The sequence below is a fragment of the Klebsiella sp. GFKo11 genome (genome assembly GCF_056490265.1).
The window spans coordinates 488,509-503,286 of the sequence record NZ_CM151369.1; the positions used below are offsets into that span (position 1 = coordinate 488,509).

The following is a 14,778-nucleotide window of genomic DNA, read 5'->3' on the forward strand; positions in this document are numbered from 1 at the left end:
GAGGGGGGAATTGCGCGACAGGGTATCACACCGCGTCGCGCTGAGAATTAATCTTGCGGGTCTGGAGAGGAAAGTAGAACCGGATTCAGGCAGCTCTCGTAATACTTCTGGATCTCTTCCTGACGCTGACGGTGACGCTGGTAGCGACGAATTGCCAGGATACCGTGATACCCCATACAGCCCAGCATCGCCAGCAGCAGTAAAGTTGTTCCCAGGTAACGCCACAGACCGGTGCGGTCGGGAATACGGTGCAGGTTGATATGCTGCGTGCCGTTGGCATCGGTATAGAGATTGGTGACGATCCCCTCCGCATGGAACGGCGTGTGCATCAGCATTCCCGCCAGTCGCTGCAGTTCGTTCCACTGTTGGTGAGCGGGGTAATCGTATAGTCCGGTCGTTGGCCACGGTTGATTCACCAGGTCGCTGCCTTCATCGCTGGCAATTAAAAAACCACCAGGGGCCGGACTGTTTAGCGCCTGGGCCGCACGTGACGTTTCACGGCTGACAAACGGCGCGGTGGAGGTGGTGACCAGATTCTCCAGCGATTCTGCGCTTACCGGGCGTAGCAGCACGTTGACGCCATCCAGCTTGCCCGTATTGGCGCGTTTGGTCAGCGTTTCCCAGTTGCGCGTGTTGCCGAGGTTAACCAGCGCATTTTTCAGGCGAACGCAGTCGTCTTTCGCTGAACACAGGTCACTTGTTTTTATGACGATATCGCCAAAGTCGTCGAGCAGTACCATCCCGGATTTCTGAATAGCGGAACGCAGCGCCGGGCTAACGCGAGATTCATCATTCGACTCGGGATGGAGCTGGCGTTGAACGGTTTGCATCAGTGCGCTGGCCTTACTGACGATGTCGGATTCCGGCAGCGGCAGGGGAGGCGCATCATTCCAGATGATTTGCGAACAGTCGAAGGGCATAAACGGCGAGTTCTCTTTTGCCGTCCAGCTTCCTGGCGTGTGGATATTACACATGCCGGTTCCTTTCAGGCGCAGCGTATCGCCGATGCGAACCTGCGACTTATCCAGTTGGGCAACCGTTGTGGCTTCGATAGTTTGCGCACCTTTCAGCCACGACAGGGTGAACTTAAAGGGCATATTCAGCGGCACGCTTACCCACAGCATCACTACCACCAGCAGCGCTCCTGCGGCAATAATCGCGCTGCGTAGCCAGTACTGAAGCGGGAAGTTTTTAACTTCATCATGCAGCGACAGGAAACGCCCCTGGCGAACGACGTGACGGCTGAGGTAGATGTCTACATCCGTTTGCTGGCCGAGATCTTGCGTAATCCACGGTTGCCAGTGGCGCGGATAGATTAGGTCGATAATACCGAGGGAGATATTGTTGATATGTTCCTGGTTATTTTCGCCAAATAATCCCCAGCGCTTGGGCATACCGCGCAGGCAGTGAATTTCTCGTAGTGATGTTTTGCGTGGTGGGGCGTAGATACCCCAGACGCCGGCGAGTAGCAGCAGAAAACCACAGCCCAATAGCCACGGGGAAAACACGTCGGGGCTTATCAGACTGCAATAAAACAACAGAAAAGCAGAAACGATCAGAACGGCTTCACGAAGGCCGTCGGGGCGGCTGAGCGCATGTTCTTCCGATGTTTCCGGACGAATGCTTAGCAGTTCAATCTGCTCGCTCTCTTCCCCACGAATCGATGCCTGGGTTGCGGAGGTGCGTTCGAGAGCAAACCCGAGAGATTCTTGCGGATAGTCGCTCAGCGTTTGGCCATTAAGGGCAATGACCAGCGGCAGGCTATCGGTTGGAATTAATTCAACGCTGTTTTCATCATTGATATGTTGTTCCCAGAACGGAGGAAGATGAATTTCCACTGAATCAAGGAAGTAGCGCCATTTATTCAGGTCGTCAGTGTTGATGCCATAGCGAGTAATTGCGCGAGTAACGGTAAAAACGGTGTCACTCTGTTCGTTCAATGCGATATTTACCGGTGCAATACTGGCGCCTGAGGCTGGCAATTGCTGATTGCGGCTGAGGCCTTCGAGGTATTTTTCTACGGCGCTGCGCTCTTCATCAGAAAGCTTGCGCGTCGCGGCATCGCTGAAGGCATGCAACAGAGGAAGACGGCGGCGTCTGGCATGCGATCGATACCACCAGCCTATAAGCAACGCGCAGATTAGCAGAGCTGTCAAAAAAATCAGAAAGGTGCCCATGCCCATCCCATCATAGTTATTCTTTTCTTACTGGTATCGTTGGTTGCCATTCACACTTAAGTAAACCAGCTGTACGCAATCGGCATCTGTCATGTAAAAACGGGAAAAATCATTGTGTAGCACAGCAGCATACAACCTTATCAAAAACGTTAAAATCCAGGAATCGGTAAATTCTCAAATACTATTCAACCTATTGACTTTTTGGTCTTTGTATCAATTACATCTAAAACTATAAAGTTGCAACTATGTAAATTAGTGGCGAATTGAATTGCCGAAACCGTGCTGCGTGTCGCACAATGACCTCTGTAATCACAGCATAGACCGATGACAATGAGCAAATCATTACAAAAACCCACCATTCTCAGTGTTGAAACGGTAGCGCGTTCGCGACTTTTTAACGTTGAAAGCGTGGACCTTGAGTTCAGCAACGGCGTTCGCCGGGTGTATGAACGGATGCGGCCCTCTACCCGTGAAGCCGTGATGATTGTGCCGATTGTCGATGACCATATTATATTGATTCGCGAGTACGCTGTTGGGACCGAGTCCTATGAATTAGGCTTTTCGAAAGGCCTGATTGACCCGGGTGAAAGCGTGCTCGAGGCTGCCAACCGTGAGCTGAAAGAAGAGGTTGGTTTTGGCGCGCAAAAGCTGACGTTTTTGAAAAAGTTGAGCATGGCCCCATCTTATTTCTCCAGCAAGATGAATATTCTGGTGGCTGAAGACCTTTATCCGGAATCACTCCCGGGCGATGAGCCAGAGCCGCTACCGCAGGTTCGCTGGCCGCTATCGCAGCTAATGGCGCTGCTTGATGAAGAGGACTTTCATGAAGCTCGTAACGTTAGTGCGCTGTTCCTGTTGCGCGAATGGTTGCAGGAGCAGGGCCGACTGTAGCCAGTCGCGGAATAAAGTATTAAGCAAAGAAAAAGCGCCCGCAGGCGCTTTTTTTGTCAGAACAGTTCGTGGGTTTCGCCGCCGCCATCGGTGATGGTGGTGCCGACTTCATGAACCGCCTGCTGGGTGGGCTGGGTGCCTTCGATAAAGTACTCAGCGCGGCTGTTACCTCCGCTGGCCAACTGGCCGGTACTGCGGTCGATATTCACCGTGATGATACCCGGCGGCGGCGTTAACGGCTCCTCCGGTACGCCTTCCAGAACCCTTTTCATAAAATCATCCCAGGCCGGCTGGGCGCTTTTGGCTCCACCCTCGTAGCCAGAAATCTGATCTTTGATTGCGCCTGAGGCGGTTGTACGACCCAGATCGCGGCGGTGGTCATCAAAGCCAATCCATACCGACGTCACCACGCCAGGGCCATAGCCGGAGAACCACGCATCTTTCGAGCTGTTGGTAGTCCCTGTCTTACCGCCGATATCGTGACGTTGCAGGTCGCGACCCGCACGCCAGCCGGTACCCATCCAGCCGGGTTCGCCGAAAACATTGGTGTTAAGGGCGCTCTTAATCAGGAAGGCCAGCGGCGTATTGATCACGTGCGGCGCATACTCGGGAGCGCCACTCTGCGCGACCAGTGACTGGTTGGCCTGCTCAAGCTGTGGCTGCGGCGGAACGCTGGCGTTTTGCGGTTCCTGAGAGGTGACAACGTCCTCGACGTCTTTATTTTCCAGCACGTCTGATTTTGGCGTATCACCGTAAATCACTGGCGAATTGCACTGCGGGCAGGCAATTTTCGGTCGTTCTTCGAAAATGACGCCGCCCTGATCGTTCTCAATTTTGCTGATGAAATACGGGCTAACCAGGAAACCTCCGTTCGCCATCACCGAATAACCGCGAGCGACCTGTAACGGTGTGAAGGACGCTGAACCCAGCGCCAGTGATTCGGTTCGCACGATGTTCTGTGCCGGGAAGCCGAAGCGTTGGAGGTACTCTGCGGCGTAGTCCACGCCCATGGCACGCATGGCGCGAACCATGACGACGTTCTTCGATTGACCCAGCCCCTGGCGTAAACGGATAGGACCAGCATATTGCGGAGGTGAGTTTTTCGGCCGCCAGTCAGAGCCAGAACCAGCATCCCAACGGGAAATAGGCACATCGTTAAGCATGCTCGCCAGCGTTAAGCCTTTATCCATCGCTGCGGTATAGAGGAACGGCTTAATGTTAGAACCGACCTGGCGTAAGGCCTGAGTCGCACGGTTGAACTTACTTTGGTTGAAATCAAAACCACCGACCAGCGCAATAATCGCGCCGTTTTGCGGGTTGATGGATACCAGCGCCGAGTTCACATCCGGTACCTGAGACAGCCACCAGTCGCTGCCGACCTGGCGGACCCAAATTTGTTGCCCGGTTTGCAGGACATCGGTCACTTTGCGCGGTGTAGCGCCTTGCTGAGTATCAGAAACAAACCGACGCGCCCAGCGAACCCCTGACATATTCAGCGATACCGACGTTCCGTTGCTCAACAGAGCAACGGCCTCCTGCGGATTTGCCGAAGTGATTACCGCCGGGGAGAGAGGGCCAGAGCCCGGTATCTTTTTCAGCGCAGCAATGATTTTCTGGTTATCCCACGGCGTTTCACCCACTTTCCACAATACGCTGGCCGGGCCGCGATAGCCGTGGCGCATATCGTAATCCAGCACGTTGTTACGTACCGCCTGCTGGGCAGACTGCTGGTTTTTCCGGGTGATGGTGGTGTAGACACGATAACCATCTTCATAAGCCAGTTCGCCGTAGCGATTGACCATTTCCTGACGCACCATTTCGCTGAGGTATGGAGCTGAGAAGGCGATTTCCGGCGCATGATAGCGTGCGTCGATAGCCTGGCTGCGCGCCTGATCGTACTGCGACTGTGTGATGTAGCCTTCACTCAGCATACGCGACAGAACGACGTTACGGCGGGCGGTGGCGCGGTCCATGGAGTAGAGCGGGTTAAAGGTTGAAGGAGCTTTCGGCAAGCCCGCAATCACCGCCATCTCGCTCAGCGTGAGCTGATCGACGGATTTACCAAAATAAACCTGCGCGGCTGCGCCGACGCCATAGGCGCGGTAGCCGAGATAGATTTTATTCAGGTACAGCTCAAGAATTTCGTCTTTATTGAGCAACTGTTCGATGCGGATTGCGAGAAAGACCTCTTTGACCTTACGTATCAGCGTCTTTTCTGGACTCAGGAAGAAGTTACGCGCCAACTGCTGAGTGATGGTGCTGGCGCCCTGTGAGGCGTGACCGGAGAACATGGCGACGCTGGCGGCGCGGAAAATACCGACCGGATCAACGCCATGATGCTCATAAAATCGGCTGTCTTCAGTGGCGATAAACGCTTTTATCAGCTCAGGTGGTATTTGCTGCAAGGTGACAGGGATACGGCGTTTCTCGCCATATTGCGCAATCAGCTCGCCATCCGCACTGTAAACCTGCATCGGGATTTGCAGACGCACATCCTTCAGGGGCGCGACGTCAGGAAGCTGCGGCTCTATATATTTATAGAGACCAAAAATCGAGCCTGCTCCCAGCAGTACGCAACAGACTGCAAGGATGAAAAGATACTTTACGAACTTCACCGGAGATTTCTCATTTAGTTTTATTTGGGCAGTTTATAAACAAACGCGCAGTAGTATAAAGGCAAGCCTGGTGCATTGATATAGCGAACCATATTGGCGGATAAGGAGATCGTAGGCATGGCTTTTAGAAACTGGCGCATAGGAATGCATATCCAGCAGGACCGTATTGCCATCGTAGCGCTGTTGTTTGAACGCTCCCGCTGGGCGCTGCGGCGCTGGTGGAATATTCCCCTGACGCCCGGCACCGTGCGTCAGGGACTGGTTGTCGACGTTGAGGCGCTGGCCCGACAGCTGCAAAGCTGGCGGCGCGAGCTGCCAATGCAGCATCAGGTTTGTATTGCGCTCCCGGCGGCGCGCACGTTGCAAAAGCGTTTGCCGCGTCCTCAGGTCTCGTTAAGAGAAAGCGAACAGGCAACGTGGATAAGCAGCGCGATGGCGCAGCAGTTGGAAATGCCAGCTTCCTCATTATGTGTTGATTATTCGGCTACCGGAACGGGTGATGGCTGGCAGGTAACGGCAGCGCAGCGCTTAGACGTTGACGCGCTGCGTCGCCTTGCGGAGCGACTCAAGTTAAGAGTCGCCGGAATTGTTCCGGATGCCAGCGTACTCAGCGCCTTTTTTCCCTGGCTACCGGCTGAAACTCATGGGCTGGCGTGGCGAGATGAATCGACCTGGCTGTGGGCAACCGCAGATAACTGGGGATGGAATTTATGCAGCGAAACCCCTTCTTTTCCCCGACTGGTTTCACAGGTTAACGCCGGTGAGTTTCGCCTCTGTACTTCCGAATCGTTCGACGGGCAAAGCTTTGATGCCTGGAGCGTAATACATCGTCTGCAGCCTCCGCTTCCGCCCTGTGGCGATAGATTTACGGTTGCGCTGGGCCTTGCGTTGGGTGCGCGTTAACGATGAGCCAGATTGTTAACTTTCTTCCCTGGCGTGAAACCCGTCGACGGCAGCGTCTGCGTTCGGGAGGGTTGCTACTCGTCGGGTTCCTGCTTGTTCTGCTTATGGCGTGGTTCGCATCACGAATGAACAGCCGGGTCAGTCACTCGCTTGAGGCGGAGAGAGCGAGTGCCGAAAGCCAGCTTTATAACGCGTTCCAGCAGCGTGAGCGTGTTATGCGTCAACGGTTACAGCAGTACGAACGGCTCCGTCAGCGCCAGCAGCGCCGAGAGATAACCGCAGCATGGCAGCCAAGATTGCTGGAGGTCGCTGCCCGCTTACCGGAGCAGGCCTGGCTCACCCGTCTGGAATATCGACAAAATGCGCTCACGCTTGGCGGGCTGACGTTAAACCTGAAAGCATTAACAACCCTGGAGAAAGCGCTGGAAGGTCTTAGCGGCTTTCATCCGGCCAAAGCGGGTGAAACCCACCGAGATAGCGAAGGGCGCTGGTTGTTTAGCTTTTCTATGGCGGGAGAGCGCACAGATGCGGGTGAACATTGAGCGCTGGCTAACGGACGGCAAAATTCTTTTCGTGCTGTCCATCGTTTTAGCTCTCATCGTAGGGGCTTTTATGTGGCCACAAACCTCGCCGCCAAAAATACACTCGGGCGGCTCGCTGCGAATACAAGAACAATGGCGAAAACTGTTGCCGCTACAGGCTTCGCTAAACAGTACCAGAACGGACGAAGCGAAAACCGAAACCTTTACGCCGCTTGATCTGCCAGTCGTCGGAGCGGTACTTGTATCCTGGCGGCCAGTTGGGCGGGGCGGTGAGATGCGGCTGGAGGTTAACTGGCAATCGGTACCCGCGCTGTTTTCCTGGCTGGCACGCTGTGGGATGCAGGCTACGGCATTTTCACTGCACCCGGAAAAGCAGGCGCTGCAGCTGACCCTGCAACTGGAGGCGGAAGATGCAGAGTAAGTGGTGGAGTTTACTTTTGCTGCCGCTCCCGCTGATGGCTGGAGGACGCGATCCATTCCAGCCTGCGGTTGATGGTTGTCGAACGGCACAACTGAGCCAATGGCGCTACGGCGGAGCTATCAGCGATCCGCAATTGCATATTGGAATTTTGCAGGACAGCGCCGGGAAGTGGCGTCGAGTAAGAGCGGATGAAACGTTGCCGACAAACTGGCGAATCACGCTCCTGACGGCGCAGAGAATTGAAATAACTACGGGACCAGGATGTGAACCCGCCCAGTGGGCCTGGCAGCGAGAAGGAATAAAAAATGATGCGATGGATAAGCCTGCTGTTTCTGCTGTTGCCACTGATGGCAACGGCGGCAAAAAAAGATCAACCCGTGTCGCTGGTCGTCGATGACGCACCGGTAGCTCAAGTATTACAAACTCTGGCTGAACTTAAACAGAAAAACCTGGTAGTGGCACCGGACGTCAGCGGTACGGTATCGCTACATCTAAAAAATGTCCCCTGGCAACAAGCGCTGCGCTCCGTAATCGATAGTGCCGGGCTGACGTTAACCCAACAAGGTACGGTGCTGTATGTTCACACCCTTGCCTGGCAAAATGCGCGGCAGGTGCAGCTTGAGGCGGAAAGAGATAAACGTTTGCAGAATCTCCCTCTACAGGAGCACAGTGTGGCCTTGCGTTATGCTGATGCGGGGGATCTCGCTAAAGCCGGAGAGAAATTGCTGAGCGCTCGCGGACATCTCACCGTCGATACACGAACCAATCGTCTGCTAATTCGTGATGATGTCCAGCATATCCCTGTTTTGAAAGCATGGGCGCTGGAGATGGACTTGCCTGTCGGTCAGGTAGAGCTGGCGGCGCATATTGTCTCAATGAGCGAAACCAGCCTGCGCGAGCTGGGGGTGAAGTGGAGCCTGGCCGAAGCCAGCGGTCCGCCAGGATCGGGTAAATTCACCACCTTAAGCAGCAACCTGGCGGTCGGCGATGCCAGTACGCGGGTGGGATTTAATATCGGGCGTATTAACGGGCGGCTATTAGAACTGGAGCTTTCCGCTCTTGAGAAAAAGCAGCTGGTACAAATTATCGCCAGTCCACGACTGCTGGCTTCACATATGCAGCCTGCCAGCATCAAACAGGGAAGTGAGATTCCGTATCAGGTCTCTAGTGGTGAAAGCGGTGCAACTTCCGTTGAGTTTAAAGAGGCGGTATTGGGGATGGAGGTTACGCCGACGGTGCTACAGCAAAATCGGGTGCGTCTAAAACTCAGAATTAGCGAAAACACGCCGGGACAAATTCTTAAACAGGAAAATGGCGAAGCGCTGGCTATCGATAAACAGGAAATTGAAACGCAGGTCGAAGTGAAAAGTGGTGAGACCCTGGCCTTGGGAGGAATTTTTTCGCAAAAAAATAAATCTTCTCGCGATGGTATTCCCCTACTTAGCGACATCCCATGGCTTGGGCAATTATTTCGCCGTGACGGCAAAGATAACGAACGACGTGAACTGGTTGTCTTCATTACTCCACGTATACTAGCAGTGAATTAAGCGGGTTTTTCATGCTAAACACGTTTCAGGTGTTTGACGTGAGGACGGATTTAGCATACAAGGGGTACCGATTTGAGAGTCGGGTACGACATCAATCCTCCCTTATATTGTCCGGTGATTTATTCTGTTGCCAAACCAGCCGGAGTATTGAGATAATTTTCAGTCTGACTCTCGCTCTATTGCATATGAGGTTTCAGTTCATGTCCTGCTGCGTTGGATCTTTGCGAAGCGGGTTTATCATTAACGAATAGTCTTAGTAGTACCGAAAAAATGGCAGAGAAACGCAATATCTTTCTGGTTGGGCCTATGGGTGCCGGCAAAAGCACTATTGGGCGCCAGTTAGCCCAGCAGCTCAACATGGAATTTTACGATTCTGATCAAGAAATTGAGAAACGCACTGGCGCTGATGTGGGTTGGGTCTTTGATGTAGAAGGCGAAGACGGCTTCCGCGATCGTGAAGAAAAAATCATCAATGAGTTGACGGAAAAACAGGGAATTGTGCTGGCGACTGGCGGCGGCTCTGTAAAATCCCGTGAAACGCGTAACCGTCTCTCCGCCCGCGGCGTGGTGGTCTACCTGGAAACAACTATCGAAAAGCAGCTTGCCCGTACACAGCGCGATAAAAAGCGTCCTTTATTACAAGTTGATGCGCCGCCTCGCGAAGTTCTTGAAGCGTTGGCAGATGAACGCAATCCGCTGTATGAAGAGATTGCTGATGTCACTATCCGCACCGACGATCAAAGCGCAAAAGTGGTAGCAAACCAGATTATTCATATGCTGGAAAGCAACTGATTCTGGCTTAATAAAGTGCGTCAGAGTAAAAGCAACTGAGGTGGACGTCGCGTTATGGAGAGGCTTACTGTAACCCTCGGGGAACGTAGTTACCCGATTACCATCGCGGCTGGTTTGTTTAACGATCCAGCTTCCTTCCAGCCACTGCAATCAGGCGACCAGGTTATGCTGGTCACCAATGAAACACTGGCGCCGCTTTATCTGGATACCGTTCGTTCCGTACTGGAGCAAGCGGGAGTAAAAGTCGACAGCGTGATTCTTCCCGACGGCGAGCAGTATAAAAGCCTGGCGGTGATGGATACTGTTTTTACCGCTCTGTTGCAAAAACCACACGGCCGCGACACGACGTTAGTGGCGCTCGGCGGTGGGGTGATCGGTGATTTAACTGGATTTGCCGCGGCCAGCTATCAGCGTGGCGTGCGATTTATCCAGGTCCCTACTACGCTGTTGTCGCAGGTTGATTCCTCCGTTGGCGGCAAAACGGCTGTAAACCATCCTCTCGGTAAAAATATGATTGGCGCCTTCTGGCAGCCAGTTTCTGTCGTTGTCGATCTCAACTGTCTCAAGACACTACCGACGCGCGAACTGTCCTCCGGTCTGGCTGAAGTCATAAAGTACGGCATTATCCTCGATGGCGAATTCTTCGATTGGCTGGAAAACAACATCGATGCGCTGATGGCGCTGGATGAAAAAGCGATGGCGTACTGTATCCGTCGTTGTTGTGAGCTGAAAGCTGAAGTCGTCGCGGCCGACGAGCGCGAAACCGGGTTACGTGCTTTACTCAATCTTGGACATACTTTTGGTCATGCGATCGAAGCTGAAATGGGCTACGGTAACTGGCTGCATGGTGAAGCTGTGGCTGCCGGTATGGTGATGGCGGCGCATGTGTCGGAGCGTTTAGGGCAGTTCAGCGCACAGGATACGCAGCGAGTTATTCGTTTGTTACAGCGTGCTGGTTTACCGGTGCATGGGCCGCTGGAGATGGCGGCAGACGCCTATTTGCCTCACATGATGCGTGATAAAAAGGTACTGGCTGGCGAGATGCGGCTGGTGCTACCGCTCGCAATAGGGAAAAGCGAGATACGTGGCGGAGTGCCGCATGATGTTGTTCTTGGCGCAATTGCTGATACCCAGCAGGCGCAACAATAAGAAGGTCTGGCCGCGTTCGCGCGGCGTTATCATTTCAGGTGACATGCAATAGTCGTGAGCATAAGCCTTTTAGTGGGGTGTTAAATGGATGAATTAAAACCAGAAGACGATATGAAAGCCGATCGCAACGATCGTCGTGCTGGTCGTTCCCGTCAGTCTTCTGAGCGTGATGCCGATCCGCAAATCAATTTTGATGATGTCGATCTTGATGATGCTGACGATGGTCGCCCGACGCGCGGCAGCAAAGCACGCCGTGAGCGCGATGAAGAACAATATGAAGAACAATATGAAGAGGACGTAGAGTCTGACGAAGACGATGCCGAAGAGCGTCAGGTTGAACGTCGTCCGCGTAAACGTAAGAAGGCGCCGGCCAAACCTGCTTCCCGTCAGTACATCATGATGGGTGTAGGGATCCTCGTCCTTCTCCTGCTGATAGTTGGCGTCGGATCTGCGCTGAAATCACCTTCCTCTTCATCTGGTGAGCAAACGGCTTCAGGTGAGAAAAGCGTTAGCTTATCCGACGATCAGGATAATAATGCCCAGCCGACAGCTCAGGATTCATCAGCGACGAATAATTCACAGCCGCAGGATGTCTCCTTGCCACCAATTGCCTCTAACCCGACTCAGGGCCAGGCTACTGCTGAGCCGCAGGGACAGCAGCGTGTTGAAGTTCAGGGTGATCTGAACAATGCGCTGACTCAGCAGCAGGGCCAGATTGATAGTGCCGTGGCGAATTCCACTCTGCCAACTGAACCTGCTACCGTTGCTCCACTTCGTAATGGTGCTGCTCCGCGCCAGGCGACAACGGAACGTCAGATGGCGGCGACACCGACACCGCGTCCAGCTGAGCGTAAGCATACGGTTATCGAACCAAAACCGCAGGCCACCGCGAAAACGACTGCCGAGCCTAAGCCGACTCCGGTCCAGCCGAAGCGTGTAGAAAGCGTTGCGACTACGGCTCCGGCGAAAGCGACACCAGCTCAGCCGACGAAACCTGTTGCAACTGCACAGACTAAACCGGCGCAGCCAACGGCTACCACTACCACGCCTGCCGCGACTGCTACGGCAACCGCCGCTCCGGCAGCGACTGCTGCTGCGAGTAAAAGCGCTGGTGATGTTGGCTCTATGAAGTCCGCGCCATCTGGGCACTACACGTTGCAGCTCAGCAGCTCTTCTAACTACAACAACCTCAACAGTTGGGCGAAGAAAGAGAAGTTGGAAAAATATGTTGTCTATGAGACTACGCGTAACGGTCAACCCTGGTATGTTCTGGTGAGCGGTATTTATGCTTCGAAAGATGAAGCTAAACGCGCTGTTGCGACTCTGCCGGCAGATGTACAGGCGAAAAACCCGTGGGCAAAACCGCTGCATCAGGTTCAGTCTGACCTGAAATAATGCTGCTGTGTAGTCTGAAGCGCTGGATGCTGTCGGAGCTTTCTCCACAGCCGGAGAATGTGTAATTAGTTAGGCAGCATGAAAAAGAATCGCGCTTTTCTGAAATGGGCAGGGGGGAAATACCCCCTGCTCGATGATATTAAAAAGCATTTGCCGCAGGGCGATTGCTTGATTGAGCCCTTTGTGGGCGCCGGGTCGGTATTTCTTAATACCGACTTTTCTCGTTATATCCTTGCTGATATCAATAGTGATTTGATTAGTCTGTATAACATAGTCAAACTGCAAACCGATGAGTACGTTACGGCGGCGCGTGAGATGTTCACGCCGGAAAATAACGCCGCAGAACGTTACTACCAGTTCCGTGATGAGTTCAACCAAAGCCAGGAACCGCTGCGTCGCGCGGTGCTGTTCCTTTATCTGAACCGTCATGGCTACAATGGTCTGTGTCGTTACAATCTGCGCGGTGAGTTTAACGTGCCGTTTGGCCGCTATAAAAAGCCCTACTTTCCAGAGGCCGAGTTGCACCACTTCGCTGAGAAAGCGCAGCATGCAGAGTTTCATTGTGAATCTTATGAAGACTGTATGAAGCGAGCTGATAACAGCTCTGTTGTTTATTGCGATCCGCCCTATGCGCCGCTGTCGTCAACGGCGAATTTTACGGCCTATCATACGAATAGCTTTAGCCAGGAACAGCAGGAGTTGCTGGCAAAAAAGGCGGAATCGCTGGTGAAAAAGCGTATTCCTGTGCTTATCTCAAACCATCGCACGCCGCTCACTCAGGAGTGGTATAAAAATGCCGCTGAGATGCATATTGTGAAGGTTCGACGCAGCATCAGCAGTAACGGTGGTACACGTAAGAAGGTGGACGAGCTTCTGGCTCTGTACCGTCCGCCCAAGACAAAATAAATTTCAAGGAGATGCGGATGAAGCAGTATTTGATTGCCCCTTCGATTCTGTCGGCTGATTTTGCCCGTTTGGGTGAAGATACCGCCAACGTGTTGGCCGCAGGTGCAGATGTTGTGCACTTTGACGTAATGGACAACCACTATGTGCCGAATCTGACCATCGGTCCAATGGTACTGAAATCGCTGCGAAATTACGGTATCACCGCGCCGATTGATGTGCATTTGATGGTCAAGCCTGTTGACCGCATCATCCCTGATTTTGCTGCTGCGGGCGCTAGCATCATTACTTTCCACCCGGAAGCTTCTGAGCACGTCGATCGTACTTTACAACTCATCAAAGAGAATGGTTGTAAAGCCGGACTGGTGTTTAACCCTGCCACGTCCCTGAGCTATCTCGATTACGTAATGGATAAACTGGACGTCATTCTGCTGATGTCGGTGAACCCAGGCTTTGGTGGCCAGTCTTTTATTCCGCATACCCTTGATAAACTGCGTGAAGTTCGTCGTCGTATTGATGAATCTGGCCACGACATTCGTCTGGAAGTTGATGGCGGCGTGAAAGTGACCAATATTGCCGAGATCGCCGCAGCCGGTGCGGATATGTTTGTTGCCGGGTCGGCGATTTTCGATCAGCCGGACTATAAAAAAGTGGTTGATCAAATGCGCAGCGAATTAGCGAAGGTTAGCCATGGATAAGTTGCAAACCATTCGCGGTGTGGCGTTTGACCTTGACGGCACGCTGGTGGACAGCGCGCCGGGTCTGACTGCTGCCGTCGATAACGCACTTTACGCCCTGGAGCTGCCGATGGCCGGGGAAGCACGTGTCATCACCTGGATTGGCAACGGCGCTGATGTTCTGATGGAGCGCGCTCTGACCTGGGCTCGCCAGGAACGCGCAACGCTGCGCGCCTCGCAGGGTAAACCTTCTGTTGATCATGACGATATCCCCCAGGCTGAGCAGTTGACGGTTTTGCGTAAGTTGTTCGATCGCTACTATGCAGAAGTGGCCGAAGAGGGGAGCTTTTTGTTCCCGGCGGTTGCCGATACGCTCGGTGCGCTGCACGCAAAGGGCCTGCCGTTAGCGCTGGTAACCAACAAGCCAACGCCGTTTGTCGCGCCTATTCTGGACGCGCTGGACATCGGCAAATATTTTACCGTCGTGATTGGCGGTGATGATGTAAAAAACAAGAAACCACACCCGGATCCGCTGCTTCTGGTCGCGGAAAAACTGGGGCTGGCGCCTGCTGAGCTGCTGTTCGTTGGTGACTCACGCAATGATATCCAGGCTGCGAAAGCCGCAGGCTGCTACTCAATCGGTCTGACATATGGCTACAACTATGGCGAGTCAATTTCGCTGAGTGAGCCGGATTATATCTTTGACCAATTTAATGAACTCTTGCCCGCTTTCGGGCTACCGTACAGTGAAACTCAGGAATAGAAA

Annotated in this window: 14 protein-coding genes; 12 read left to right on the forward strand and 2 right to left on the reverse strand. The window is 53.4% G+C overall.

Annotated features, from left to right (window positions below; genetic code table 11):
- Nucleotides 1–47 precede the first annotated feature (47 nt).
- Nucleotides 48–2,177, reverse strand: coding sequence for an intracellular growth attenuator family protein (locus AC07P6_RS02210; protein WP_478315578.1), 2,130 nt, complete (start codon nucleotides 2,175–2,177; stop codon nucleotides 48–50).
- Nucleotides 2,178–2,507: 330 nt separating this feature from the next.
- On the opposite strand from AC07P6_RS02210, the gene nudE reads away from it, so the two are divergent.
- Nucleotides 2,508–3,068: an ADP compounds hydrolase NudE gene (gene nudE / locus AC07P6_RS02215; protein ID WP_181484642.1), complete on the forward strand. Its 561-nt coding sequence runs from the start codon at nucleotides 2,508–2,510 to the stop codon at nucleotides 3,066–3,068.
- 56 nt (nucleotides 3,069–3,124) lie between these two features.
- Here nudE and mrcA read toward each other — a convergent pair whose 3' ends face one another.
- Nucleotides 3,125–5,683, reverse strand: a complete 2,559-nt coding sequence (gene mrcA / locus AC07P6_RS02220; protein WP_478315579.1) for a peptidoglycan glycosyltransferase/peptidoglycan DD-transpeptidase MrcA — start codon at nucleotides 5,681–5,683, stop codon at nucleotides 3,125–3,127.
- 117 nt (nucleotides 5,684–5,800) lie between these two features.
- Between mrcA and AC07P6_RS02225 the strand changes: the two genes are divergently transcribed.
- The 11 genes from AC07P6_RS02225 (at nucleotide 5,801) to gph (ending at nucleotide 14,775) form a co-directional block, all read left to right on the forward strand.
- Nucleotides 5,801–6,586, forward strand: a complete 786-nt coding sequence (locus tag AC07P6_RS02225) for a pilus assembly protein (RefSeq protein WP_478315580.1) — start codon at nucleotides 5,801–5,803, stop codon at nucleotides 6,584–6,586.
- Nucleotides 6,587–6,588: 2 nt separating this feature from the next.
- Nucleotides 6,589–7,128 (forward strand): PilN domain-containing protein, encoded by a 540-nt coding sequence (locus AC07P6_RS02230; RefSeq protein ID WP_478315581.1) that lies wholly within the window; start codon nucleotides 6,589–6,591, stop codon nucleotides 7,126–7,128.
- Nucleotides 7,112–7,549, forward strand: coding sequence for a HofO family protein (locus tag AC07P6_RS02235; RefSeq protein ID WP_304253851.1), 438 nt, complete (start codon nucleotides 7,112–7,114; stop codon nucleotides 7,547–7,549). The genes AC07P6_RS02230 and AC07P6_RS02235 overlap by 17 nt, the downstream gene beginning before the upstream one ends.
- Entirely contained in the window at nucleotides 7,539–7,946 is a 408-nt protein-coding gene (locus tag AC07P6_RS02240) for a HofP DNA utilization family protein (protein WP_304253848.1), read from the forward strand. Before AC07P6_RS02235 ends, AC07P6_RS02240 begins: the two co-directional genes overlap by 11 nt.
- Nucleotides 7,855–9,096 carry a DNA uptake porin HofQ gene (hofQ, locus tag AC07P6_RS02245; protein ID WP_478315582.1) on the forward strand — a complete coding sequence of 414 codons (1,242 nt, stop codon included), beginning with the start codon at nucleotides 7,855–7,857 and terminating at the stop codon, nucleotides 9,094–9,096. Before AC07P6_RS02240 ends, hofQ begins: the two co-directional genes overlap by 92 nt.
- Nucleotides 9,097–9,366: 270 nt before the next feature.
- Nucleotides 9,367–9,888, forward strand: a complete 522-nt coding sequence (aroK, locus tag AC07P6_RS02250) for a shikimate kinase AroK (protein WP_004106441.1) — start codon at nucleotides 9,367–9,369, stop codon at nucleotides 9,886–9,888.
- 54 nt (nucleotides 9,889–9,942) lie between these two features.
- A complete protein-coding gene (gene aroB, locus AC07P6_RS02255) occupies nucleotides 9,943–11,037 on the forward strand; it encodes a 3-dehydroquinate synthase (protein WP_181484649.1) in 1,095 nt (364 codons plus the stop codon).
- Nucleotides 11,038–11,121: 84 nt separating this feature from the next.
- The gene (gene damX / locus AC07P6_RS02260) at nucleotides 11,122–12,432 is read left to right on the forward strand and encodes a cell division protein DamX (RefSeq protein ID WP_478315583.1); all 1,311 of its coding nucleotides are present in this window, start codon (nucleotides 11,122–11,124) and stop codon (nucleotides 12,430–12,432) included.
- 78 nt (nucleotides 12,433–12,510) lie between these two features.
- Nucleotides 12,511–13,338 (forward strand): adenine-specific DNA-methyltransferase, encoded by an 828-nt coding sequence (dam, locus tag AC07P6_RS02265; RefSeq protein ID WP_112214768.1) that lies wholly within the window; start codon nucleotides 12,511–12,513, stop codon nucleotides 13,336–13,338.
- 17 nt (nucleotides 13,339–13,355) lie between these two features.
- Nucleotides 13,356–14,033 (forward strand): ribulose-phosphate 3-epimerase, encoded by a 678-nt coding sequence (gene rpe / locus AC07P6_RS02270; protein ID WP_478315584.1) that lies wholly within the window; start codon nucleotides 13,356–13,358, stop codon nucleotides 14,031–14,033.
- A complete protein-coding gene (gene gph, locus AC07P6_RS02275; protein ID WP_110274963.1) occupies nucleotides 14,026–14,775 on the forward strand; it encodes a phosphoglycolate phosphatase in 750 nt (249 codons plus the stop codon). The genes rpe and gph overlap by 8 nt, the downstream gene beginning before the upstream one ends.
- Nucleotides 14,776–14,778: the final 3 nt, after the last annotated feature.

Bases quoted from the DNA above. Each gene is read 5' to 3' on its own strand.
- AC07P6_RS02210 (WP_478315578.1), bottom strand. From the start codon at position 2,177: ATGGGCACCTTTCTGATTTTTTTGACAGCTCTGCTAATCTGCGCGTTG.
- nudE (WP_181484642.1), top strand. From the start codon at position 2,508: ATGAGCAAATCATTACAAAAACCCACCATTCTCAGTGTTGAAACGGTA.
- AC07P6_RS02225 (WP_478315580.1), top strand. From the start codon at position 5,801: ATGGCTTTTAGAAACTGGCGCATAGGAATGCATATCCAGCAGGACCGT.
- AC07P6_RS02230 (WP_478315581.1), top strand. From the start codon at position 6,589: ATGAGCCAGATTGTTAACTTTCTTCCCTGGCGTGAAACCCGTCGACGG.
- AC07P6_RS02235 (WP_304253851.1), top strand. From the start codon at position 7,112: ATGCGGGTGAACATTGAGCGCTGGCTAACGGACGGCAAAATTCTTTTC.
- AC07P6_RS02240 (WP_304253848.1), top strand. From the start codon at position 7,539: ATGCAGAGTAAGTGGTGGAGTTTACTTTTGCTGCCGCTCCCGCTGATG.
- hofQ (WP_478315582.1), top strand. From the start codon at position 7,855: ATGATGCGATGGATAAGCCTGCTGTTTCTGCTGTTGCCACTGATGGCA.
- aroK (WP_004106441.1), top strand. From the start codon at position 9,367: ATGGCAGAGAAACGCAATATCTTTCTGGTTGGGCCTATGGGTGCCGGC.
- aroB (WP_181484649.1), top strand. From the start codon at position 9,943: ATGGAGAGGCTTACTGTAACCCTCGGGGAACGTAGTTACCCGATTACC.
- damX (WP_478315583.1), top strand. From the start codon at position 11,122: ATGGATGAATTAAAACCAGAAGACGATATGAAAGCCGATCGCAACGAT.
- dam (WP_112214768.1), top strand. From the start codon at position 12,511: ATGAAAAAGAATCGCGCTTTTCTGAAATGGGCAGGGGGGAAATACCCC.
- rpe (WP_478315584.1), top strand. From the start codon at position 13,356: ATGAAGCAGTATTTGATTGCCCCTTCGATTCTGTCGGCTGATTTTGCC.
- gph (WP_110274963.1), top strand. From the start codon at position 14,026: ATGGATAAGTTGCAAACCATTCGCGGTGTGGCGTTTGACCTTGACGGC.